We start from the raw sequence: 20,520 nt of genomic DNA on the forward strand, positions 1-20,520 counted from the left end.
TGATTTTTGAACTTAGCTCAATACTGGTTCATCATGCTTTAATGCTAAAAAATACACATCGTCTAATTGTGGTTCTGCTGACTTAAACTCTGCATCAGGTAAAGACTCTGCATACACCCGAATGTTCAGCGTATTGTCTTCATTATAGTTTGAAGATAATATATCATACTTAACTTCATTCGCTTCTAAATCATCACGCTCAATAACTTTTGTCCATATGCTTCCAATCAACTCTTGTCTTGCTTTTGTTGGTGTGGTGTGCTTTAAAATACGTCCTCCATTTAAAATTGCCATTTCATTACATAGCTCTTTTACATCTTCTACAATGTGAGTAGAGAAAATCACAGTGCAATTAGTTCCTACTTCTCTCAAGACATTTAAAAAACGGTGTCTTTCTGCTGGATCTAATCCTGCAGTAGGCTCATCTACAATAATTAGTTTTGGATTATTCAATAATAATTGTGCGATTCCAAAGCGTTGTTTCATACCTCCAGAATATCCTGCAACATGCTTTTTACGTACATCGTACAAGTTTGTAATTTCTAAAACTTCTTTAACCAAAGCTGTTCGGTCAGGTTTTGAACTTACTCCTTTAAGCATTGCAAAATAATCTAATAAGTCTTCAGCAGACATTTTTGGATACACACCAAAAGATTGCGGAAGGTATCCTAATACCTTTCTCAACGCCATTTTATCACCTAAGACATCAATATTTCCAAATGTAATACTTCCAGAATCTGGGCTTTGTAACGTTGCAATAGTTCGCATTAAAGATGATTTTCCTGCGCCATTAGGACCTAATAAACCAAACATTCCACTACCTATTTCTAAGCTTAGGTTATCAATGGCTTTGACTCCGTTTTTATAAGTTTTCGTTAAATCTTTAATGATAAGCTTCATCTGTACGTGTTTAATTATTAGTGTATAGGTCAATAAGTACAAAAATAAGGCGATTTGTTACAAAAATCTTTTCCGAAGCCTTAAAAAGAAAATAAAACGGTTTATTTTTACAATTATATAAAATCAGAATAACTTTTATGGCTACAAAAAGCATACTCAACAAAAAATCGATTGATTTCCTAGAAAAATATTTAAACAATGCAGCTCCAACAGGATATGAGTGGGATGGACAAAAAATCTGGATGGATTACCTCAAACCTTATGTAGATGAATTTATTACAGATACTTACGGAACTGCTGTTGGTGTCATTAACCCAAACGCAAAATACAAAGTCGTAATCGAAGGTCATGCCGACGAAATCTCGTGGTATGTCAATTATATATCAGATAACGGTTTAATTTATGTCATCAGAAATGGTGGTAGTGATCACCAAATTGCACCAAGTAAAATTGTAAATATTCATACCAAAAATGGCATTGTAAAAGGCGTTTTTGGCTGGCCTGCCATACATACAAGAAATAAGTCTAAGGAAGAAGCACCAAAACCTGATAATATTTTTATCGATTGTGGTTGCGCTACTAAAGAAGACTTCGAAAAACTTGGCGTTCATGTTGGTTGCGTCATTACCTATCCTGATGAATTTCATATTCTAAATAAAGACAAATTTGTATGTCGTGCTTTAGATAACAGAATGGGTGGATTTATGATTGCTCAAGTCGCTCGTCTTTTAAAAGAAAACAAGAAAAAACTTCCTTTTGGGTTATATGTAACAAACTCTGTTCAAGAAGAAATTGGATTACGTGGAGCACAGATGATTACTGAAACCATAAAACCTAACATTGCAATTGTAACAGATGTAACTCACGACACAACAACACCAATGATAGACAAGAAAAAAGAGGGTCTCTTAGAAATGGGTAAAGGTCCTGTAGTTGCTTATGCACCTGCAGTACAACAAAAATTGCGTGATTTAATTACAGATACTGCTGAAGCTAAAAAAATACCGTTTCAACGTTCTGCTTTATCAAGAGCAACTGGAACAGACACAGATGCATTTGCCTACAGTAATGGAGGTGTTGCCTCTGCTTTAATTTCGTTACCATTGCGATATATGCATACCACTGTAGAAATGGTGCATCGTGATGATGTTGAAAACGTTATTAAGATGATTTATGAGACATTACTCAAAATAAAAGAAGGCGACACATTCTCATATTTTGAATAACCAGTTAATCTGGATTAGGCAAAGAATTAAATGTAAAGCCTCTTAATTGAGGCTTTTTCAATATGGAAGAAAACATAGATATCGTTGATCAATACGGAATACCTACAGGAGTATCAGTCCCCAAATCTGTAATTCACACTAAAGGACATTTACACAATACAGCACATGTTTGGTTATTTACTTCTGAAGGCAAAATACTTCTCCAGCAACGAGCTGCTTCAAAAACTATTTGTCCGTTACTTTGGGATGTTTCAATCGCAGGACATATTGATGCAGGTGAAACACCTGAGCAAGCAGCTGTAAGAGAAGCTAAAGAAGAAATTGGGCTAAGCATTTCAGAAAAGCAGCTTATTAAAGTTGGTACGTTTAAATGTTTTCGGTCTTATCCTAACGGCATTATAGATAACGAATTTCATGTGACATTTATAATAGAAATCAATCTTCCTATTGAAGACTTCTCTCCTCAAAAGGAAGAAGTGGAAGCTTTAAAGTTTGTGAGTCTTTCTGAGTTTAAAACACTTTTAGAGCACAGCGAAACTAACAATCATTTTGTCTCAAGCAATCGGAAGTATTATGACTTTGTTTTAGAGACAATCTCAACAAAACGAACCCAATAATTTTCATTATTTTTCATACATGAATAACGTATTACTTGCAGTTGCTCCAGTACTAATCATAATTATATACATTTACTGTAAAGACAAGTATGAAAAAGAGCCAAAAGGTTTACTTCTTTTAAGCTTTCTTTTTGGAGCTGTTGTGAGTATCATTATCACAACAATTCTGTATCTTGGTTTTGATATTCTCTTACCTTTAAAAGATAAATTTAGCGTCTTAGAACAATTTATAAAAGCTTTTTTTGTGGTAGCTTTAGTTGAAGAATTCAGCAAATATGTTATCGTGCGTTATTTTGCTCAACCCAGACTTGCGTTTAACGAACCTTTTGACGGAATTGTTTATGCTGTTATGGTATCTATGGGTTTTGCAGCTACCGAAAATGTATTATACGTTTTAGAAGGAGGAGCTGGTGTTGCTGTCTTAAGAGCTTTTACAGCTGTTCCTGCGCATGCTACTTTTGTGAAGGTTAAAGTATTGGTAGGTAGTAAGTCTAACGTTTATAGGGGTTACGCTTATTAATAAAAAATAAGAAACCCATCGTTGATAGATGGGTTTTTATATAAAATATGTATTATTCTGGTTATAATACAGATTGTGATTCAATTACATTCACTCTATTTGATACTGAAGATATTTCTTCTACAGATACAACTGGTGCTGGTTGATTTGCTACAGCTGTTGCTAATGCTTCAATATCAATTATATTACCAGTTGAAGGTGCTGGTACTGAACCAGCAATACCACCTCGTTCAAATCTACCAAATGATACACCACCACCATCTTGATTGATTGCTGATAACAATGGTAAATATTTAGCTGTTGATTTTCTATTAATGATTGCTTCACCATCTTCAGCTTCGATATTAATACCACCTTGTGAATGTCTAGCACCAGATAATAAACCACCACGTTCAACATACATACCTTTTTCAGCCTTTGGTTTTGATGAAGCTAACTTAACTACACTTGATGCTAGAATTTGTGCAATATTTAAACCAGCTGATAATTTATTTTGTGCTATACCTTTTATTTGTAATGCTGTATTAATAGCTGTAAAAGGTAAACCACCAGTTAAAGGTGAAGTTGCAACTGCTTTAGCGTTTGCAATTTGAGTATTAGCAACTATTTGTGCATTAGCTTGTGCTGTATTGATTTTAACTTGTGCAACAGCTAATGCACTTTCAGCAACAATAGAAGCAATTCTAGCTGCTAATGAATCACCTAGTATTGTATTTAGAATACCAGTTACTTGTCTTGCATTATTAATTTTAGCTTGTGCTAATGCATTATCAGATTCAATTTCAGCTAAATCTAATTCAGCTTGTTTTTCAACCTTTGCAATATTAGCATTATTTTTAATTTCTTGTAATTGTAAATCTCTATCAAGTTCTAATAATTTTAATAGTTCAGTTTTTTCTTCTTCAGTTAGTTGAAGGTTTTCAATTTCAGCTTCTTGTCTATCAAAATCTCTTTGAAGTTTTTCTTCTTGTGTTTTAAATTCATCTTCATTTCTTCTTTCATTTATTGAATCTAAAAGTTCATCTTTTTTATTTTCAAAATCTTGAATACTTGTAAGTTTATCTTTATTTAAAGTAGCATCACTAGTTTTTTGTTCTGATTTCTGTGATTCAATTTTATTTTCTACAGCTAATTGTTCATTTTTAAGTCTTAATACTTCATTTTGTAAATCAACATTACCTTTATTTAATGATGCTTCTTTTTGTGCATTAGCTAATCTTAAACCAATTAAATCTCTTTCAGCTTTACTTTGTTTATTTAAATTAGCAAGTAAATCATCACTAGCTTTTTGTCTATCCTCGAATGATAAAGATTCATCATCTCTTAATTGTCTAAATTTTTCTGATTGACGTTCTAATCTTTGTACAACACCTTCTTGTGCTATAATTAAACCTTCAGTATTTTTTTTTATTTCAGTTAATGCTTTAGCATCTTTAACTACGTTTGAAAAATCTATATTAGATACAGCTGTACCTACAGCTGATGCACCATCAGCAACTTCATTAAATGCTTCACCAAAATTAGTAGCTACTTTTGCACCAGCACTAATAGCTTCAGCACCTATTTCAACTAATGTATCTTTTGTTTCATTAATTTTAGTATCTAGTTCTTTTAATTTATCAGCATCTTTACCACCGAAAAATGAATTTTCCCAACCTCGTTGTGCTTCTAAAATAGCTAATTTAATAGCAAAGAATGATGCTTTAAGTGGTGTTATAATTAGGGTAAGTAAACCACTCATTACTTTACCTAACGCATCAAAACCACCATTAGCTTGTGATACAGCTTCAACCGTATCTACAATTGTACCAACTACTTTATCGAATACAATACCTACTGCATTGAATACAGTAGATACTGCATCAGCTACTTTTTGATTTCTACCAAATGCTTCAGTAAGTTTAGCAATACCAGCTACAATAAAACCAATACCTAATGCTTTTAATGCTGAACCAAAACCAATTACAGCACCTTTAGCTTTACCAAATAAAGATGGGTAATTACCAACATTAGATTTTTGTTTTTCTAATTTAGATGTATTCTCTTTAATAAGGTCGTTATTCTTATCAATTGTTTTATTAATATCATCTAAAGATTTTTTACCTTTTTTGGTACTTGTATCTAATTGATTCCTTATTTCAACTAATTCTTTATTTTGTTTTTTAGCATCATCAATTGATTGAACATTCTTATTCAATGCATCATTTAATCTAGTTGTTGCATTGGTTGTAGTTTGTAGAACTTTACTTTGCGCTCTATATTCTTTTTGAAGGTTCTTTAATTCAGCTTCATTTTTAATGAATATAGCACTGGTAGTATCACCAGCTTTTGCTAATTCTTTTTGTGATGCTGATAGTTCTTCAATTCTTTTTTTAGTTGATTGAAGTTCTGATAATAATTTTTTATTGTCTATTTCTAAAGAAGCAATTTTTATCGTTTCTGCCATTGTTCATAGTATATTTGGGGTATTGTGATTCATCTTGTGAATCGTTATCTGTAGTTATTAACTACATTGTGTTTCTGTTTTGGTTACAACTGCATTTGAACCAGTTGTATATTCAGTTTCTGTTAAATATGGTGAACCAACATATAAATCACCAGTAACACCAAACTGAATTGATTTCACACCACTAGTACAAATAATTGTATCTAAATCATAAGTGAATGTTTCAGTTACTTCATCACCTTCACAATCATAGTATGTAATTGTAATTGCATCTTCTGGTTCAGTAGGATTACCAGTTGCTCTTACAGTCCAATTATAACAAGGTGTTGAATTACATTCATTATTTGTATTGGTCACCACTGCATTTGAACCAGTTGTATATACAGCATCTGTTAAAAATGGGTCACCATTATATGTATCACCAGAAGTACCGAATTGAATTGACCTTACACCATTAGTACAAATAATTGTATCTAAATCATAAGTGAATGTTTCAGTGATTATTTGATTATTACAATCATAGTATGTAATTGTAATTGCATCTTCTGGTTCAGTAGGATTACCAGTTGCTCTTACAGTCCAAGTTTTACATTCTTCTGGGTATAAATTAACACTTCTACCCACTTCAACTAATTCAGCTTCTACTTGTGTTGAAGTAACATTATATTTCAATTTATTACAGAAATAATATTGCCCAGTTTGTTTTAAGAATATTAATTTATAGAAGTCAAAATTTTTAATATCAGCTAAATTAAAATTGAATTCAACTTTTACTGTTTTATATTTATCTAATACTTCAATTAAACTTGAATAATATTCATCAAATACTTCTGAATAAGGTTTTGGTAATGTTAGATAATTGAAATAATCATTGATTGGTACAGCTGGTGTACCATTAAAATATAAAGAATAATCAACCTTATCATCACTTCTATGAAGATTAACCAATTTCAATTTATTTTCAACTGGTTCATAGATTAATTCTTCATCATATGCTATTAGATTGTGTTTTAGACTTGAATATGTTTGATAATAGTCATCAAAATATGAAGTAGTAAATAAGTTATTATTAATCACTTCAAATATTGAAGTGAATATTGTTTTTTCAGATGTTGCAAGTTTATTATCTAATAAAAATGAATCATCATAAAACCCAGTTGTATCTATTTCTGAATTTGGATTTTTACCATACTTCCATTTAAAGAAGTTTTCTTGTGCATATGAATTTGTAAATTCTTCACTTTTTTTTCTATTTAATTTTGAAGTGTAATCTACGAAACCATCTATACCAATTAATAAATTATTAATATTTTTAGTTGTGATTACATTACTAGTTTCTGATTTATTTAGAAGTAAACCATATCTATTTGTAATATCTTTTATAAAGTCTAATTGTTTAACATCACCTAATTTCATTTCATTACCAGAAACAGTTACTGGTTGTACATCATTTATACCTATATTATAATCAAAGGTGAAGTTATATTCTAACCATTCACCAAATACAAAACCACTTGAAAAATCAATATATTTTAGACTATACTTAGAATTAGCTTCTAATTTCCAAGTATAAACATCACCATCATTTGTAAATAATTCAATTTCTTCTGTTTGAATATTAGCACCAAATGATTGTGTCATATTTATTACTCTAAATTCAACACCATTTTGATAAAGTATTAATCTCAAATAATCGGCAAAACGAATATTATAATTTGCTGAAATATTTATTCTAATTATATCACTGAAATTGGTGGTAAAGCTTCCAGCATCAATAGTAATTTCTGTTGTAGAAGAAAAACTTGTATTTGATACATCATCTAATCTATATATATCATCTGGTAAAGGTTCAGTACCAACATTATGTTCATTTACTTCTTCAATATTAAATTCAGTTGTTTCAATATCACCAATATTTTCTGTAATAATTTCAAGTGGGGCATCAACAACATAACCTTCACTTAATGATATATATTCTTTTTTAAATGAATCATAAATATTAGCATCTTCAAATAAATCACCATCAACTTCAAAACCAGCTTCTTCAATAATTTTATTAAAAACATATTCAGCTTTTATAAATGGTAGTGTTTCACTTAAATTATAAGTTGATGCTGATATATTATCTTCAAATGGGTATGATTCTGGTCTTTGAACATTATCAGTAATGATTGAGTAATTAAAATTTGATGTATCATCATTAATATATGTTTGATAATCTTCTATACTAATTGAATGAGTTAAACCAGATAGATTTAAATCAGATAATTTTTTACCTTTTAATGCTTCACCTAATTCGATAATACCATTATATATTGTTAAATTATATGTTTCTGGTGTTACTGATTGAATGATTGCATAACCATCAACAAATATTGGAATAGTATTATAATAATAACTACACCTTAATCTATTATATGGTAATTGAGTATTATTACCAGCAATACCTAAACCTTCAAATATTCTTGTATTATTTGATGTTTTAGGTAATTTGATAGTATTAGAATATGAAGATTGTTTAGCTGTAATATTACCTAAACTATTTATAGTTAAAGTTCTTGAAATTTTACCACCTTCAAATAAATCAACTCTTTGACCTTCAATAATTATTTCTTCTTTAATATTCATTAATATGTTATATTATATTGTACTGGTAATTCCACTGTTAAAGTGATATCATTACCGTTTATTCTTCTGTTATTAGTGTTTACAGTACCAGATACATTTACAGTAATCCATTCACCAGTTTGAAATGGTGTTTGTGATGTATATAATTGTACTGATGGTGATGTAAGTATTTCTTTTACATAATTGATTTCATCATTATTCATTGTAGATTTCAATCTTAATGTTTTAGTGATTTCTTTACCTTGATTGTATGAAAATGATTTAGGTGATTCATCTACATTTAAAAATGAATTTCTAGTGATTTCACCAATTGCTTTACCTTTTAAAGTTTCTCTATAATATTCATCAAATAACCAATATGAATAACCACCTTGTGGGTTAAACCATTTCAAATAAACACCACATTTAGATGGTACTTTCTTTAAGTTTAAATTGGTTTTAAATACATCATCTTCATAGATTTCTAATCTATTCACATTATCAGTTAATGCTATTACGTTTAATGTAGTCCAGTTTGAAGTTCCTTTATCAACCCATAAACGCATTGTATTTGAATCAGTATTACCAGTAATAATTACTTCTTCATTAGTACTATTTAGATTTACAATTTTAATATCAGTATTACCAGATACTTTTAATAATTCAAATTGAAATTCATACCCTTCAAAATATGTAAGATTGTAATCAATACCATTGGTTGATTTATGTAATAATTGACAATTATTTTCAAAGATTGTTTCATCAATTTGTTTAACTGATTTTGAAAAAGTATATGTTTTATCTTCAACTGTAATTGTTGAACCATTATCTAACCAAATATTAACATCTAAATCTAAAATTCTATCATCTTTAATTTCATATTGTGCTGATGGTGGTATGAATGTTGAATCTTCAAAACCATCAAAATTAGCTTTAACAATCTCTTTTAAATTAAATGTGAATATTCCATTGGTATCTGGATATATTGTAAAATAATTATCAAATGGTTCAGCTGTTATTCTAGCATATCTAGTTGTTACACCAACTTGAACATTACTAAATGTTATGTAACTATCATTATATGCTGGATAAATACCAGTTGGTTCTTGTGTGAATGTAATTGCCATTTCTTATATATTTTTTTCTAATAATTCTAGTGATGTTTCAATCTCATTTACGAATAGATTAACATTGAATTCACTTACTTTTTTTATGATTGAATCAATACGTTCTGGTGTAATCACTTGTTCATACACTTTTAATTGATTTGCTTTATTTGTTCCATTTTTAGCTATCTTTTTTGCTATTGCCCAAGCTAGACCAGTACTAGATATTTTATCTTTAACTGATTTTATACCTTTTGATTCAATCCACTTTTTAATTTCTTGAATCGGTGGCATTTTACCACTACTTCTACCAGCTAAATATGTTGCACCAAATATTTCAGCTTTATTGACTCCATATTTAGCTTCTAACAACGTTTCAAACTTTCCAGATGCACGTTTACCACTTTTATTATAAAGTGCTTTAATATCATCTAGAATTCCTTCTATCTCTTTTTTGATTATATCGTTTTGATTATCCATTTACAGAATAGGTTATTAATAAACCATCTAGATTAAAATCAAATAGGTTCAAAACTTCTGTAATTCTCCACGTCACAATTGATAAAGTATTATCACATTGTATAGATTCTTTGATTGTTATCATTGTATTATTAATTAATGGTTTGATATAAGTTTGATACCTATAATCATAATCTTCTTCATCAATATCTGATGATAATAGGACTAAAAAATCACCAGTATAATTTGTTGATTCTAATTCGTTATAATCACCAAACGTTTCAGTTATTAGTGGTGGGTATAAAAACACTAACGGTGTTGTATCATCTACTTGTTCTTCACCATCATATAAATTGGCAAAATCTTCTCTTGCATAGGTAAATACCCATTCATTTGTTGTACATATATTTTTGATTTGGTTATACATTTTTAGTTGTGTTTAATTGTTTTAATATTCTGCATTTCGTGTTGTAAATCAGAATTGGTTTTATTCATCAATAGCTTTGTGAACACCTCACTATATTCCAGATTCATTATTGCATCATATTTTAGAATATCACCATCAGCTAATGCATCTAATGTGTTATAAATTCCAAACTTCTGAAGACGTTCAGAACCGTTTACTTGTTCCCATTTGATATTGGTATGTTCTGATGTTAATGATGATGCTTCAGCTTTAGAAATCTGTTCTAATTGATTCTTTACATTATTTAGTAAACCGAAGAATTCAGTGATTCTAAGATTTAATACTTTACGTTTCTTTTTAGCATTCAGATATTGAACAACCTTTGATGGTAATATTTTCGTTAACCATTTTGGTGTTACATAATCTTCATACCCTTGAACCATTGATATAATTTCAATGATTGTTTCATCATTCGTTAGATTTAAATTTTCTTTTATAAATTCAACTTCTTTTAACTTTAGATTGTAGATATCATATTTAGTTTCTATTGGTTTTAATAGTCTTAATATTTCTACATATTCAAGTATTAATTCAGTTGGTTGTTTTAAAAAATCCTTTAGTTTATAATTCTTTATTTCTTCCATTTATGATACCCATCTTAAAGTGTTATAATTACTAGCTGATTTTGCTAAACGTTCCATAAAGAAATATCTAGTACCATCAATTGCGTGATTATAATTATCAATCGGTTGACCAGTTGATTCACCACTTCTATCTTTTTGATATGTGTAGTTTTCAAATTCTTCAATTAAGTTTTTACCTAATAATAGAAGGTCATATTCTTGCATTATTTGAATACCAGATATGATTGAACCTTTACCTTTACGAACACCCATAATTGATATACCGTATGTTCTTAATTCTGCAATGGTTTTTGGTTCTGATGAATCACATATAATTAAACCGTTATACAGTTCATTATCATTCATTATGTGTTTAGCAATTGCTGAATTCAGAATTCCTTTTTTGTACAGTGATTCAACTAGTATGATTTTATCTTCATATTTATAAATCTTTGTAATTGCAGTTGGGTCATTTGAATAACCAAAATCTAAACCAGCACCTAAATATTTAGCACCTTGTGGTAACTCTTTTATTTCAGTCCAATTTTCAAAGATTACACCATCAGCAATACCCAATTCACCTAAACCCAATACACGCCATTTATTAACCCAAAATGGGTTACCAGTTTCAGCTTTTTTTCTATACCATAAGATTGATTCTAATTCACCTTTAGGTATGTATTCGTTATGGGTGTAATTAAGTTGAAGAAAATCAACGTGTTCTTGTCCTTTTAATTCAGTATGTGCCCAAAATTTACGTCTGGGGTTAAAGTCTAATATTGTAAATTCTGATGTTCTACCTTGTAATTCTAAATAGGTTGAAAACTTAATATTATCAGCTTCATTTATATATAGATGTGTTCTTCTTGAACCTAATCTTGATGATTCACCATCAACACTAAAAAATTCGATTACATTTGAACCAAATGTGTATGTTTTATCAGTGTGGTTTATCTTGAACTTTGAGTATAAACCCATTGATTTTAAAAGTTTGTCAAAATCTCTTAATGCACCAGATTTTAAATTTGGTAATGATTCAGCAACGATTGATAGAATTAGATTTTTTCTTTCACTCATTGCTAGAAAAATGAATAACTGAAGTATTGAAATAGTTTTACTACAACCTTTACCACCTTGTACTATTCGTACTGGTTTTTGTAGTGTTACTATTTTTTCAAATGATGTTGTAGTTTTATATTCATTCATTATCGATTTGAGGGTTAATATCTTCTTCTTTATTATCTATGATTTCTAAATATTCAGCATCATCATAATTTGGTTCTTCTTTTACTTTAGGTTGTAATTCGATTGATTTACCACTTAAAATTGAATCAATTAATACTTTGTGTTCATCACTAGATGCTGTAATTTGAATCAATGGTTGGTTCACTGGTGCATCATTATTTTTACGTAATTGTAGGTCTGTGTTTTTACGCTCCAATGACCATAAATATGGGTATGCATTTTTCAATTTATCATCAAATGCTTTAGCTGTTAAATGCATCTTCTGTTTGATTCGTGCAACTCTTAATGCTGATATAAAATCTTCTTTATCTTCTTCAGTTAATGTTGTGTTTTGTGAAATACTTTTTGGGTGGTCTTGATTTGGTGATTTTAAGAACTCAAAATATGACATACTAATTCTATGCTTTTTAGGTAATTCAGAATTCACTAAATAGAAAATATCTTTATCACTCAAAAGTGTTGTATTTGGGTCTTCTAAAACTTCAACCATTTTAGTTAGAAATATGTATGCTTTATTTGCCATTATTTATGTTGTTTTTTATTGGGTTCTATACCAACTTGTACCATCACAATGAAGTGTTATATTATTTGCGAATGTTGTACCAGATGATGCTGTAGTTATACCACCAGTAGTATTAGATTCTTTAACATCTTTATCAAATGCAATTGATTTAGCTGTGAATTTTAATACTCTATTTGTTGATTCAGCTTCAGTTGGTAGATTGAAAGTCATACCAGAACCAACTTCACCTATGATTTGATAATCATCTGATGCTACTGTATAAGTATTACCAGTTCCAACACCAGCTGTAATAGTTAATGATTTATAATTCAAATCATTTGTTAATGCTACTGTACCATTTTTATCTGGCATTTCAATAGTCCTATTATCAGTAACATTATTAGAATATAACGTCATTGTATATGAGCCATTGTGAATATTAAAATATGATGCTTGTATTCCACTACCATCATTTGTTCTAATTATACCACCAATTTCATCATCAATAATTAATTTAGTTCCATTATTAGAATCATCATAATCACCTAATGTTACTTTAATACCACTTACTCTAGTACCAGATTCACTATAACCTTCATAAGTAGTACCACCAGTTATTTGTGATTCATACCAACCTTTAGTAATTAAAGTAGAATCTTCACCAGAATTAATTAATGAATTTGATGCATATGATTCAACAATACCATTGTGTTTTACTAAAAATGCATCACTTCTAGTTATAGCTGAAAATTGACCAGCTGGTGTTGAATAAGTACCATTACCAACTTGAAATAAAGGTCTATCTGATGCTGATGTTGAACCAGTCCAAATTACATTTGATGCACCAACTGCAAATTGATTCATAGCATTAACATTTAATGCAATACCAATTGCACCAGCTGGTGTTATTCCTTCAGCATAGTTACCCATTCCAAATAATGATGAATAACCATTAACATTGGTAGATGCTGTATTATATACACCTATTGTAGTATTACCATATCCAGATTCAATATTATTGAATGCACCAATAATAGTATTAACAAATGATGATGATGAAATTTCATTAGCTGAACCAATAACAGTTGAATATCCACCACCAGTAATTTTATTATTTAAACCTAAACCAATTGATGCTGGTGCTGATACACCAGTATCTGAAAAACCAGCTGGTGATGCTAATGTTAAATCAATTGAATCTAAACCTATATTACCAAAATCATCTGGGTCTGTACCAATTAATCTATATCCAATACCATTACCTTCATCTAATGCTTCTAAACCAGTTGAAGTATCACCAGTATAATTTAAATCACCATATTCTTTAGTAATTAATACTTTTGAATCAGCACTTGAAATAATATCAGTTGTTAATGATGGTGCAATTACATCACCCTTTTTAAGTATTGTTAATGCATCACTTCTATTACTTGTATTAGTACCATTACCAACATTAAATAATCTATCTGAAGCATTCCAAGTAGTTGTATCACCAGTAATGATTGTATTATTAATTCCAAAACTAGCTTCACCAAATGTATCAGCATTAACATTTAAACCAACTGCAACTGAATTTAAACTATTAGATATAGCATTTAAACCAATTGCTGTTGAATAATCACCATTTGCTTCAGATTCAAAACCAAATGCTGTTGAATAATCACCATTTACTGTATTATCCCTACCAAATGTTATTGAATAATCACCATTTACTGTATTATCCCTACCAAATACAGTTGATGTATTACCGCTGGCTGTTGTATTTCTACCAAATGAAATAGAGTATAAACCACTAGCTTCAGAATTATAACCAAATGCAGTAGAATAATTACCACTAGCTTCAGAATTAAAACCAAATGCTTGTGAAAAATCACCAGTCGCTCTTGATGTATAACCAAATGCATTTGAATAATCACCAGTCGCTCTTGATGTATAACCAAATGCATTTGAATAATCTCCACTTGCTTCAGAATTACCAAATGCTGTCGAAGCTAACCCACTTGATAATGAACTAGTACCAAATGCTGTTGAAAATAATCCACTTGCTATTGTTTCACTACCAAATGCATTTGAATAATCTCCACTTGCATTAGTGTTATAACCCAAAGAAACTGATGCAACACCAGATGCTGTTGATTCTTGACCAAATGCTGTTGAATAATTACCACTTGCTGTATTAGCTCTACCAAATGCTGATGAATAATTACCAGTTGCACCATAAGTTGTTGAAGCAAAATTTGATTGTGACACATCAAATGCACCTAAACCTATATCACCATAATTTTCAGCTGTTCTACCAGATATAATTATACCAACACCATTACCTTCATCAATATTTATAAATGGTGAAGCTGTTAAACCAGATAATACTGGTAAATTATCTAAATCTTCATAATCGTTTGAAAATCCAACTGTACTAATTGAACTGGTATTTGCTTTTGTATTGAATAATGCTATTAAATCTAACTGATTAGTTATAGTTCCATCAATTTCACCCCATTGTGTATTTGTTAAAACTTCAACACCAACTTGACCAGCATATATAACTGGTAATAATGCTGACATTGTATCAGTTTGACCAGTATATGTTGTACCATTAATATTAAATTCTGAATAATCTGTACTACCTAATAATACTTGATTTGTATCATATGAATTATAGATACCAATATTTTCAGTACCTAATTTTACTGGTATAAAAATAGTAGCATATGGTGTACCATTTAATGTGAATATTTCATCACTAATTGTATTAATTATAATCATTAGTATTTATTTGTATTTGGGGTGTTGTTCATAGATATGAACATTATAATTTATCTTCTTCACCGTATTTTTTGGTGTAATATTTTATTCTTGCTGTTTGTTTTTTAATGATATCTGATAATTGTTCATTGATACCTTGTAATTCAACTATATCAGCTTGTAGTTTTGTTATTGATGCTTGAAATGTAGCTTCTAATTCAACAATTTTTGCTTTATATCTAGCATCTATATCTGATACCATTTCTTGATAAATATCAAGGTTTTTTTGTAGGTTTTCCAATGCTTCTTTTTCAAGGTTTTTTTCACCTTGTTTAATTCCTAATCTAATAGCAATAGTATCTTTATACCATAATGTAACAGCACCAATTGCAGTACCAACCCACTGTAATATTTTTATTGTTTCTGGTGTCATTATTTTATTACAGTGAATTTTTGACCAAATGTGTTAATATTTGGGTTATTACCTTTACAGTATCTACTGAAGGTTGTGTTATTTTCTTGAAGATATTTATCAATCATATTGAATTTGATTGATGCATCTTGTTGTGATTGTTTTACTAAATCTCTAATGAAATTTCTATCAACTGGTTGTGAATCATTAGTGAATTTTTGCTGTAAACCAAATGGTGTTTGATTGGTATTGATTTCATATAAATATCTTGCATAAGTTAAATCAGCTAAATATGATTTTATACCAGCTTGTGTATAATCGTCACCATCGATTGTGAATGATGAACCATTGATTAAATCACTATATGATGAAGTGTTTATATTGTTTATTAAATCAAAATAGAAATCACCTAATACATCAACTAAATCAACTGATTGTGCTAACTTGATACATTGTTCAATTTTATCTTTATCATTTTTTTTAGATATGTTTTTGAAGGTTGAAAATTCACCAACACTTAATAATGAAGTTGATGTACTATCAGTAACATCACCAACCACTTCAAACGTACCTTTAATGTATGTTTTAACGGTTGTATCTGGAAATACTATTTCTACATCATAAACATATTTAAACGCTGGTAAATCAACTAAAAATGAGTTTATATTTACAACACCATTTTCAGCATCAGTTATTGTAATTCCACTTGTAGATTCTAATCTTTTTACAACTGGTGAATCATAAGTTTTTTTAATATCCATTATGATAGTAGCACCAGATAAATCAATTGGTGTTTCAACATCATTTGTTGATGTATTGAAAGTGAATTGAATACCAGAAAATGTATCACCTTTAGTTTGTGGTTTAAAATTATATGTATTTGGGGTCATTATTTTTTATTATTAAATCTTTATGTTATTCGTTGTAGATTATCCAATCATTTGGTTTAGTACCCCAAACTGTATCATTTTGAGTTACATATAATAATGCTAAAGTTTCTACATTTCGTTCAAATTCTGAATAAGAACCTTCTAGTAATACATTTTCTTTAATAGCATTATATAAATTATCAGCATCAGCATCAGTTACTTTAAAAATTGATACACCATCTTTTTGTTCAACAACTGTTAACACCTCTTGTAATGATTCAATTAAATTACCTTTTTCATCATATTGTACATCACCATTTTTATCTAATACTGGTAATAATTCATCTTCATAAATTACTTTTTCAGTTTTTATTAAATAATCTCTTGAACCTAATTTTTGGGTCTTTTTTATTATCGTTCTTTTTAAAAAACAATCAACACCAGTGAATGTTTTATCAATTTTTTTATTTGTTATTATACTTGAAATCATTTTTATACTATTTTTAAAATTCCGCTATCATTCCAAACATCACCAGATGATAAACCAGATGAAGAAGTTGGTACGTTTGATAGATTTAATGTTTCAGCTTTTACTGTTGATTTTGTTTCTATATCATTATAATGTATTTCACCACTTTCATTAATACCAGTAAACTCAATTACTTTAGAAACTGTATCACCACTTAATGCTTCTTCATCAGCTAAACTTAAACCACCATCATTATTATTATTAATGAATAAATCCATTGTTGTTGTATTATAAGAACCCCATTTAATTTGAATTTTATTATCAGTAGTCATTCTAATTCCTTGAAATGCATTAGAAGAAAATTGTTCAACAAAATTTAATTTTAAAAAACGATTACTATATGATTTTGCAACTCTAAAACTCATTGTTGCTTGGTCAAGTCTTTTTACAATAATATCACCTTCAAAACATAATAAATCACCTTGCGCTACTGTATGCCAAGTATTATTTGAAGGTACAAATGTACCTTTAGATATACCAGTATTTACAACAATTAAATCTGTATTGGTTAATATTTCATTTTGAATAAATCCAGCTGGTAAATTAACACTTTGTGATATTACCCAACCTTGTTTGAATACCTCAATATCATCATAAATATATGACGAAGTAACACTATTAATTTTAATATAATATCTATTCCAATTGGTAGTGCTATCACCAATAATTATGTATGTTTTACCATCAGCATCTTTACCACATCTTACTGTATAATTTCTTAATTCTGATGAAGTAGAATAAACATTTAAAATATCAAAACCAGATGTTAACCATCTAACGCTAATGTTCATTTTTAATGAACTAGAATATTGACCACCAATTTCTACTTCAATATTAAAAGCTGAATAATTATTACCTTCAATTAAAGGTGTTTTAATAATCATATAACCATTTGTACCATTACCATACAACATATTATGGTCTGGATTATAAATTGTTTGTATTTGTGAACCTTGACTTCTTAATAATGAACTAAATGCACCTTCTGGTATTGTTACACCTTCATCTGATTCAAGTGTATTTGTTTTAACTGAACCATCTACATCAAGTGTTGAACCATCATATGTTAAATTACTTGATGAACCAAAACTACCACCATCATTAAATTGAATTTCTGTATCATTACCAGCTGGATTAGTAGAACCACCACCACCAGAAAGTGATGATAAATCAACATCACCATTAAACCCACTTTCATTACCAGTAAATTGTAAAGTATCACCAGATAATGTAACATCAGATATATAATTATCTGATGGTATTGTTGGTTGGTTTGATAAATCATTATAATCACCACTAAAATGTGATAAATCTGATATTTGTGATTCAGTAATAGATAATGCTGATTGATGTGTTGTTACATCAGATTCAGTTACTGTATAACCACTAATAAATGGGTTAACACCATCTTCACCATCATTGGTTAATTCTGATGTGTTTGTAACTGATGAAGTATTACTATTTTCAGATACAGTAACACTAACTTCTTCAACTGATTCATCAACTGTTATACTAACTTCTTCAATATTTTCATCAACCGTTATGTTTACATTTTCTGCCATTAATCAGTTAGTATTTGTTCTGTACCATTATCTACAGATTTTTCATCTGTTGCATATGGTGATATTATTTTTAAATCTTCAGTAATTGGTTCAACAAAGTTGAACATCAATTTGTTAAACATTTCTTCAATCATATCTCGTTCTTCTTCTTTTGAAGTCCATAATTGAAGATTCATTTGTTTTAATAATTCACCAGAATTACCAAATAATGATGATTCTGATACATCTATTAAACCTAATGGTACACCAAATGCTAATGCAATATTTGTTCTAGCTTGTGCTTCTGAATATTGAAATGTTTCATCATTCGTTTTACTAGTTAAATCATCAAGTTTTATTTGCTTATCTAAATCATCTGATACATTACTTGATTCTAATACTAATACAGCACCAGTATTTTCTGAACCTCTTAAATCATCAATTTTATTTGTGAATTTTCTACGTTTTTCAGCACTATCAAATGGTTGAACCGTTAGAAGTTTAGTATTCAAAAATCCGTTACCAATATTTTTACTTCTAAATTTTTTAGCAGCTATTTCAGTTATAGCTTCTTCTAAAACTGGGTTTAAATCTGATAAGCTGTAAATACTGTTACTATCTTTTTGAATATTTAGTATTTGTCCTTTATATTGTAAAATACCATCAGATGCTTCTATTTGCGCTTCTATAACCTTTTTGATTGGGTTAAACCTATCATAAGATTTGAATTTATCAGTATCTACTCTACCATCTTTTTTATCCCAATTATTGTATTGTACAATTTTACCAGAATAACCAGTATCATCATCTTTACCAATTCTACATTGTCCTACTGGTATTACTTTGATTGATTTAATTTTCAGTTCACCATTGTAACCAATATGTAAAAACACATTATTATGTGTTGCAAATTCTCTTGATGCGATTCTTAAAACTTCATTCAAGGTTTGACCATCATTATTGATGATTTGTTTACCTATTTTACCAAATGATTTACCATAAATTGCTTTAGCACATTTATCAACACAAATTTTAGATGTAACACTATTTGAAATTAAAGTTTCAACCAATGATGGATATGCATTATCAGCACCGAATGTGAAAATTTCGTTGCGTTTTTCTAGTTTAATATCTAGAATTGAATCTTTAACTTGATTGAAATGTAATTGCATTATTTTTTAGTAGATTTTGAACTTCTTCTAGTTCTTTTTTGGGGTGTAGATTTTTTGCTACTTATTTTTTTATCCTTGCATCCAGCACAAGGTTTTTTTGAAGATTCTTTAACAATTTCTTTAACTAATTCTGAATCATCTGATTCAATTTTAGCTTCTTCTTTAATTTCTTCTTCAGATTCATCTTTTTCTTCAGTTTCTAAACCAATTAATTGTTTCCAATTATCTGGATAAACTGAAAACAATTCAATTCTAGAAGGTTTAACCTTTAGAAATTCAATTGCTAATTCATCTGTCATTATGTCGTTTGAAATTGTTAAACCAGAACCTAATTTTACTTTGTAAATTACCATTGGTAACTTTAGTTGAAATTGTGATTTCATATAAATTCGATTTAAGTATTGTAACATCATTCTAACATCACCAGAACAACTTAAACAAGGTGAATGATTAGTTCTTTTTGTATAATCGTTTGCTAATGTTTTTATATGCTGTTTTATCACCTTTGGTGATGATTGAAGTATCTCTTGTATAGTCATATAAAGTGAATGAAAAATAAAAGGGTAAAGGCTATTAAAGCGTTCACCCTTTTTTA

At 29.1% G+C, this 20,520-nt stretch carries 19 protein-coding genes; 3 read left to right on the forward strand and 16 right to left on the reverse strand.

What is annotated here, in order from left to right:
- Positions 1-12 precede the first annotated feature (12 nt).
- Entirely contained in the window at positions 13-900 is an 888-nt protein-coding gene (locus ACRHNM_RS14955) for an ABC transporter ATP-binding protein (protein WP_431137458.1), read from the reverse strand.
- 137 nt (positions 901-1,037) lie between these two features.
- Between ACRHNM_RS14955 and ACRHNM_RS14960 the strand changes: the two genes are divergently transcribed.
- From ACRHNM_RS14960 to ACRHNM_RS14970, 3 genes are all read left to right on the forward strand, one after another.
- A complete protein-coding gene (locus ACRHNM_RS14960; protein WP_431137459.1) occupies positions 1,038-2,126 on the forward strand; it encodes a M42 family metallopeptidase in 1,089 nt (362 codons plus the stop codon).
- A 62-nt stretch (positions 2,127-2,188) separates the two neighbouring features.
- Positions 2,189-2,743, forward strand: a complete 555-nt coding sequence (locus ACRHNM_RS14965; protein WP_431137460.1) for an NUDIX hydrolase — start codon at positions 2,189-2,191, stop codon at positions 2,741-2,743.
- Positions 2,744-2,762: 19 nt separating this feature from the next.
- A complete protein-coding gene (locus ACRHNM_RS14970; protein ID WP_431137461.1) occupies positions 2,763-3,263 on the forward strand; it encodes a PrsW family intramembrane metalloprotease in 501 nt (166 codons plus the stop codon).
- 61 nt (positions 3,264-3,324) lie between these two features.
- On the opposite strand, the gene ACRHNM_RS14975 is transcribed toward ACRHNM_RS14970, so the two are convergent.
- From ACRHNM_RS14975 to ACRHNM_RS15045, 15 genes are read right to left on the reverse strand one after another with little or no spacing between them, the layout of a single operon-like run.
- A complete protein-coding gene (locus ACRHNM_RS14975; RefSeq protein WP_431137463.1) occupies positions 3,325-5,709 on the reverse strand; it encodes a hypothetical protein in 2,385 nt (794 codons plus the stop codon).
- A 57-nt stretch (positions 5,710-5,766) separates the two neighbouring features.
- Positions 5,767-8,337 carry a hypothetical protein gene (locus ACRHNM_RS14980; RefSeq protein ID WP_431137464.1) on the reverse strand — a complete coding sequence of 857 codons (2,571 nt, stop codon included), beginning with the start codon at positions 8,335-8,337 and terminating at the stop codon, positions 5,767-5,769.
- Positions 8,337-9,443 (reverse strand): hypothetical protein, encoded by a 1,107-nt coding sequence (locus tag ACRHNM_RS14985; protein ID WP_431137465.1) that lies wholly within the window; start codon positions 9,441-9,443, stop codon positions 8,337-8,339. Before ACRHNM_RS14985 ends, ACRHNM_RS14980 begins: the two co-directional genes overlap by 1 nt.
- A gap of 3 nt (positions 9,444-9,446) precedes the next feature.
- On the reverse strand, positions 9,447-9,902 hold the full coding sequence (locus ACRHNM_RS14990) for a hypothetical protein (RefSeq protein WP_431137466.1): 456 nt from the start codon (positions 9,900-9,902) through the stop codon (positions 9,447-9,449).
- Positions 9,895-10,308: a hypothetical protein gene (locus ACRHNM_RS14995; protein WP_431137467.1), complete on the reverse strand. Its 414-nt coding sequence runs from the start codon at positions 10,306-10,308 to the stop codon at positions 9,895-9,897. Before ACRHNM_RS14995 ends, ACRHNM_RS14990 begins: the two co-directional genes overlap by 8 nt.
- Before the next feature lie 2 nt (positions 10,309-10,310).
- Complete coding sequence (locus ACRHNM_RS15000; RefSeq protein WP_431137468.1) at positions 10,311-10,931, reverse strand: hypothetical protein; 621 nt, start codon at positions 10,929-10,931, stop codon at positions 10,311-10,313.
- Positions 10,932-12,116, reverse strand: a complete 1,185-nt coding sequence (locus ACRHNM_RS15005; protein ID WP_431137469.1) for a PBSX family phage terminase large subunit — start codon at positions 12,114-12,116, stop codon at positions 10,932-10,934.
- Positions 12,109-12,678, reverse strand: a complete 570-nt coding sequence (locus ACRHNM_RS15010) for a hypothetical protein (RefSeq protein WP_431137470.1) — start codon at positions 12,676-12,678, stop codon at positions 12,109-12,111. The genes ACRHNM_RS15005 and ACRHNM_RS15010 overlap by 8 nt, the downstream gene beginning before the upstream one ends.
- 15 nt (positions 12,679-12,693) lie before the next feature.
- Entirely contained in the window at positions 12,694-15,423 is a 2,730-nt protein-coding gene (locus tag ACRHNM_RS15015; RefSeq protein ID WP_431137471.1) for a hypothetical protein, read from the reverse strand.
- 43 nt (positions 15,424-15,466) lie between these two features.
- Positions 15,467-15,835 (reverse strand): hypothetical protein, encoded by a 369-nt coding sequence (locus tag ACRHNM_RS15020; RefSeq protein ID WP_431137472.1) that lies wholly within the window; start codon positions 15,833-15,835, stop codon positions 15,467-15,469.
- A complete protein-coding gene (locus ACRHNM_RS15025) occupies positions 15,835-16,704 on the reverse strand; it encodes a hypothetical protein (RefSeq protein ID WP_431137473.1) in 870 nt (289 codons plus the stop codon). The genes ACRHNM_RS15020 and ACRHNM_RS15025 overlap by 1 nt, the downstream gene beginning before the upstream one ends.
- 25 nt (positions 16,705-16,729) lie before the next feature.
- Positions 16,730-17,173 (reverse strand): hypothetical protein, encoded by a 444-nt coding sequence (locus ACRHNM_RS15030; protein ID WP_431137474.1) that lies wholly within the window; start codon positions 17,171-17,173, stop codon positions 16,730-16,732.
- A gap of 2 nt (positions 17,174-17,175) precedes the next feature.
- Positions 17,176-18,774, reverse strand: a complete 1,599-nt coding sequence (locus ACRHNM_RS15035) for a hypothetical protein (protein ID WP_431137475.1) — start codon at positions 18,772-18,774, stop codon at positions 17,176-17,178.
- On the reverse strand, positions 18,774-19,925 hold the full coding sequence (locus tag ACRHNM_RS15040) for a hypothetical protein (protein WP_431137476.1): 1,152 nt from the start codon (positions 19,923-19,925) through the stop codon (positions 18,774-18,776). Before ACRHNM_RS15040 ends, ACRHNM_RS15035 begins: the two co-directional genes overlap by 1 nt.
- The gene (locus tag ACRHNM_RS15045) at positions 19,925-20,464 is read right to left on the reverse strand and encodes a hypothetical protein (protein WP_431137477.1); all 540 of its coding nucleotides are present in this window, start codon (positions 20,462-20,464) and stop codon (positions 19,925-19,927) included. The genes ACRHNM_RS15040 and ACRHNM_RS15045 overlap by 1 nt, the downstream gene beginning before the upstream one ends.
- Positions 20,465-20,520 lie beyond the last annotated feature (56 nt).

This window comes from Psychroserpens mesophilus (assembly GCF_050617655.1).
GTDB classification, from domain to species: domain Bacteria; phylum Bacteroidota; class Bacteroidia; order Flavobacteriales; family Flavobacteriaceae; genus Psychroserpens; species Psychroserpens mesophilus_A.

Excerpts from the sequence above, each read along its gene's own strand:
- ACRHNM_RS14955 (WP_431137458.1), bottom strand. The coding sequence starts at position 900 with ATGAAGCTTATCATTAAAGATTTAACGAAAACTTATAAAAACGGAGTC.
- ACRHNM_RS14960 (WP_431137459.1), top strand. The coding sequence starts at position 1,038 with ATGGCTACAAAAAGCATACTCAACAAAAAATCGATTGATTTCCTAGAA.
- ACRHNM_RS14965 (WP_431137460.1), top strand. The coding sequence starts at position 2,189 with ATGGAAGAAAACATAGATATCGTTGATCAATACGGAATACCTACAGGA.
- ACRHNM_RS14970 (WP_431137461.1), top strand. The coding sequence starts at position 2,763 with ATGAATAACGTATTACTTGCAGTTGCTCCAGTACTAATCATAATTATA.
- ACRHNM_RS14975 (WP_431137463.1), bottom strand. The coding sequence starts at position 5,709 with ATGGCAGAAACGATAAAAATTGCTTCTTTAGAAATAGACAATAAAAAA.
- ACRHNM_RS14980 (WP_431137464.1), bottom strand. The coding sequence starts at position 8,337 with ATGAATATTAAAGAAGAAATAATTATTGAAGGTCAAAGAGTTGATTTA.
- ACRHNM_RS14985 (WP_431137465.1), bottom strand. The coding sequence starts at position 9,443 with ATGGCAATTACATTCACACAAGAACCAACTGGTATTTATCCAGCATAT.
- ACRHNM_RS14990 (WP_431137466.1), bottom strand. The coding sequence starts at position 9,902 with ATGGATAATCAAAACGATATAATCAAAAAAGAGATAGAAGGAATTCTA.
- ACRHNM_RS14995 (WP_431137467.1), bottom strand. The coding sequence starts at position 10,308 with ATGTATAACCAAATCAAAAATATATGTACAACAAATGAATGGGTATTT.
- ACRHNM_RS15000 (WP_431137468.1), bottom strand. The coding sequence starts at position 10,931 with ATGGAAGAAATAAAGAATTATAAACTAAAGGATTTTTTAAAACAACCA.
- ACRHNM_RS15005 (WP_431137469.1), bottom strand. The coding sequence starts at position 12,116 with ATGAATGAATATAAAACTACAACATCATTTGAAAAAATAGTAACACTA.
- ACRHNM_RS15010 (WP_431137470.1), bottom strand. The coding sequence starts at position 12,678 with ATGGCAAATAAAGCATACATATTTCTAACTAAAATGGTTGAAGTTTTA.
- ACRHNM_RS15015 (WP_431137471.1), bottom strand. The coding sequence starts at position 15,423 with ATGATTATAATTAATACAATTAGTGATGAAATATTCACATTAAATGGT.
- ACRHNM_RS15020 (WP_431137472.1), bottom strand. The coding sequence starts at position 15,835 with ATGACACCAGAAACAATAAAAATATTACAGTGGGTTGGTACTGCAATT.
- ACRHNM_RS15025 (WP_431137473.1), bottom strand. The coding sequence starts at position 16,704 with ATGACCCCAAATACATATAATTTTAAACCACAAACTAAAGGTGATACA.
- ACRHNM_RS15030 (WP_431137474.1), bottom strand. The coding sequence starts at position 17,173 with ATGATTTCAAGTATAATAACAAATAAAAAAATTGATAAAACATTCACT.
- ACRHNM_RS15035 (WP_431137475.1), bottom strand. The coding sequence starts at position 18,774 with ATGGCAGAAAATGTAAACATAACGGTTGATGAAAATATTGAAGAAGTT.
- ACRHNM_RS15040 (WP_431137476.1), bottom strand. The coding sequence starts at position 19,925 with ATGCAATTACATTTCAATCAAGTTAAAGATTCAATTCTAGATATTAAA.
- ACRHNM_RS15045 (WP_431137477.1), bottom strand. The coding sequence starts at position 20,464 with ATGACTATACAAGAGATACTTCAATCATCACCAAAGGTGATAAAACAG.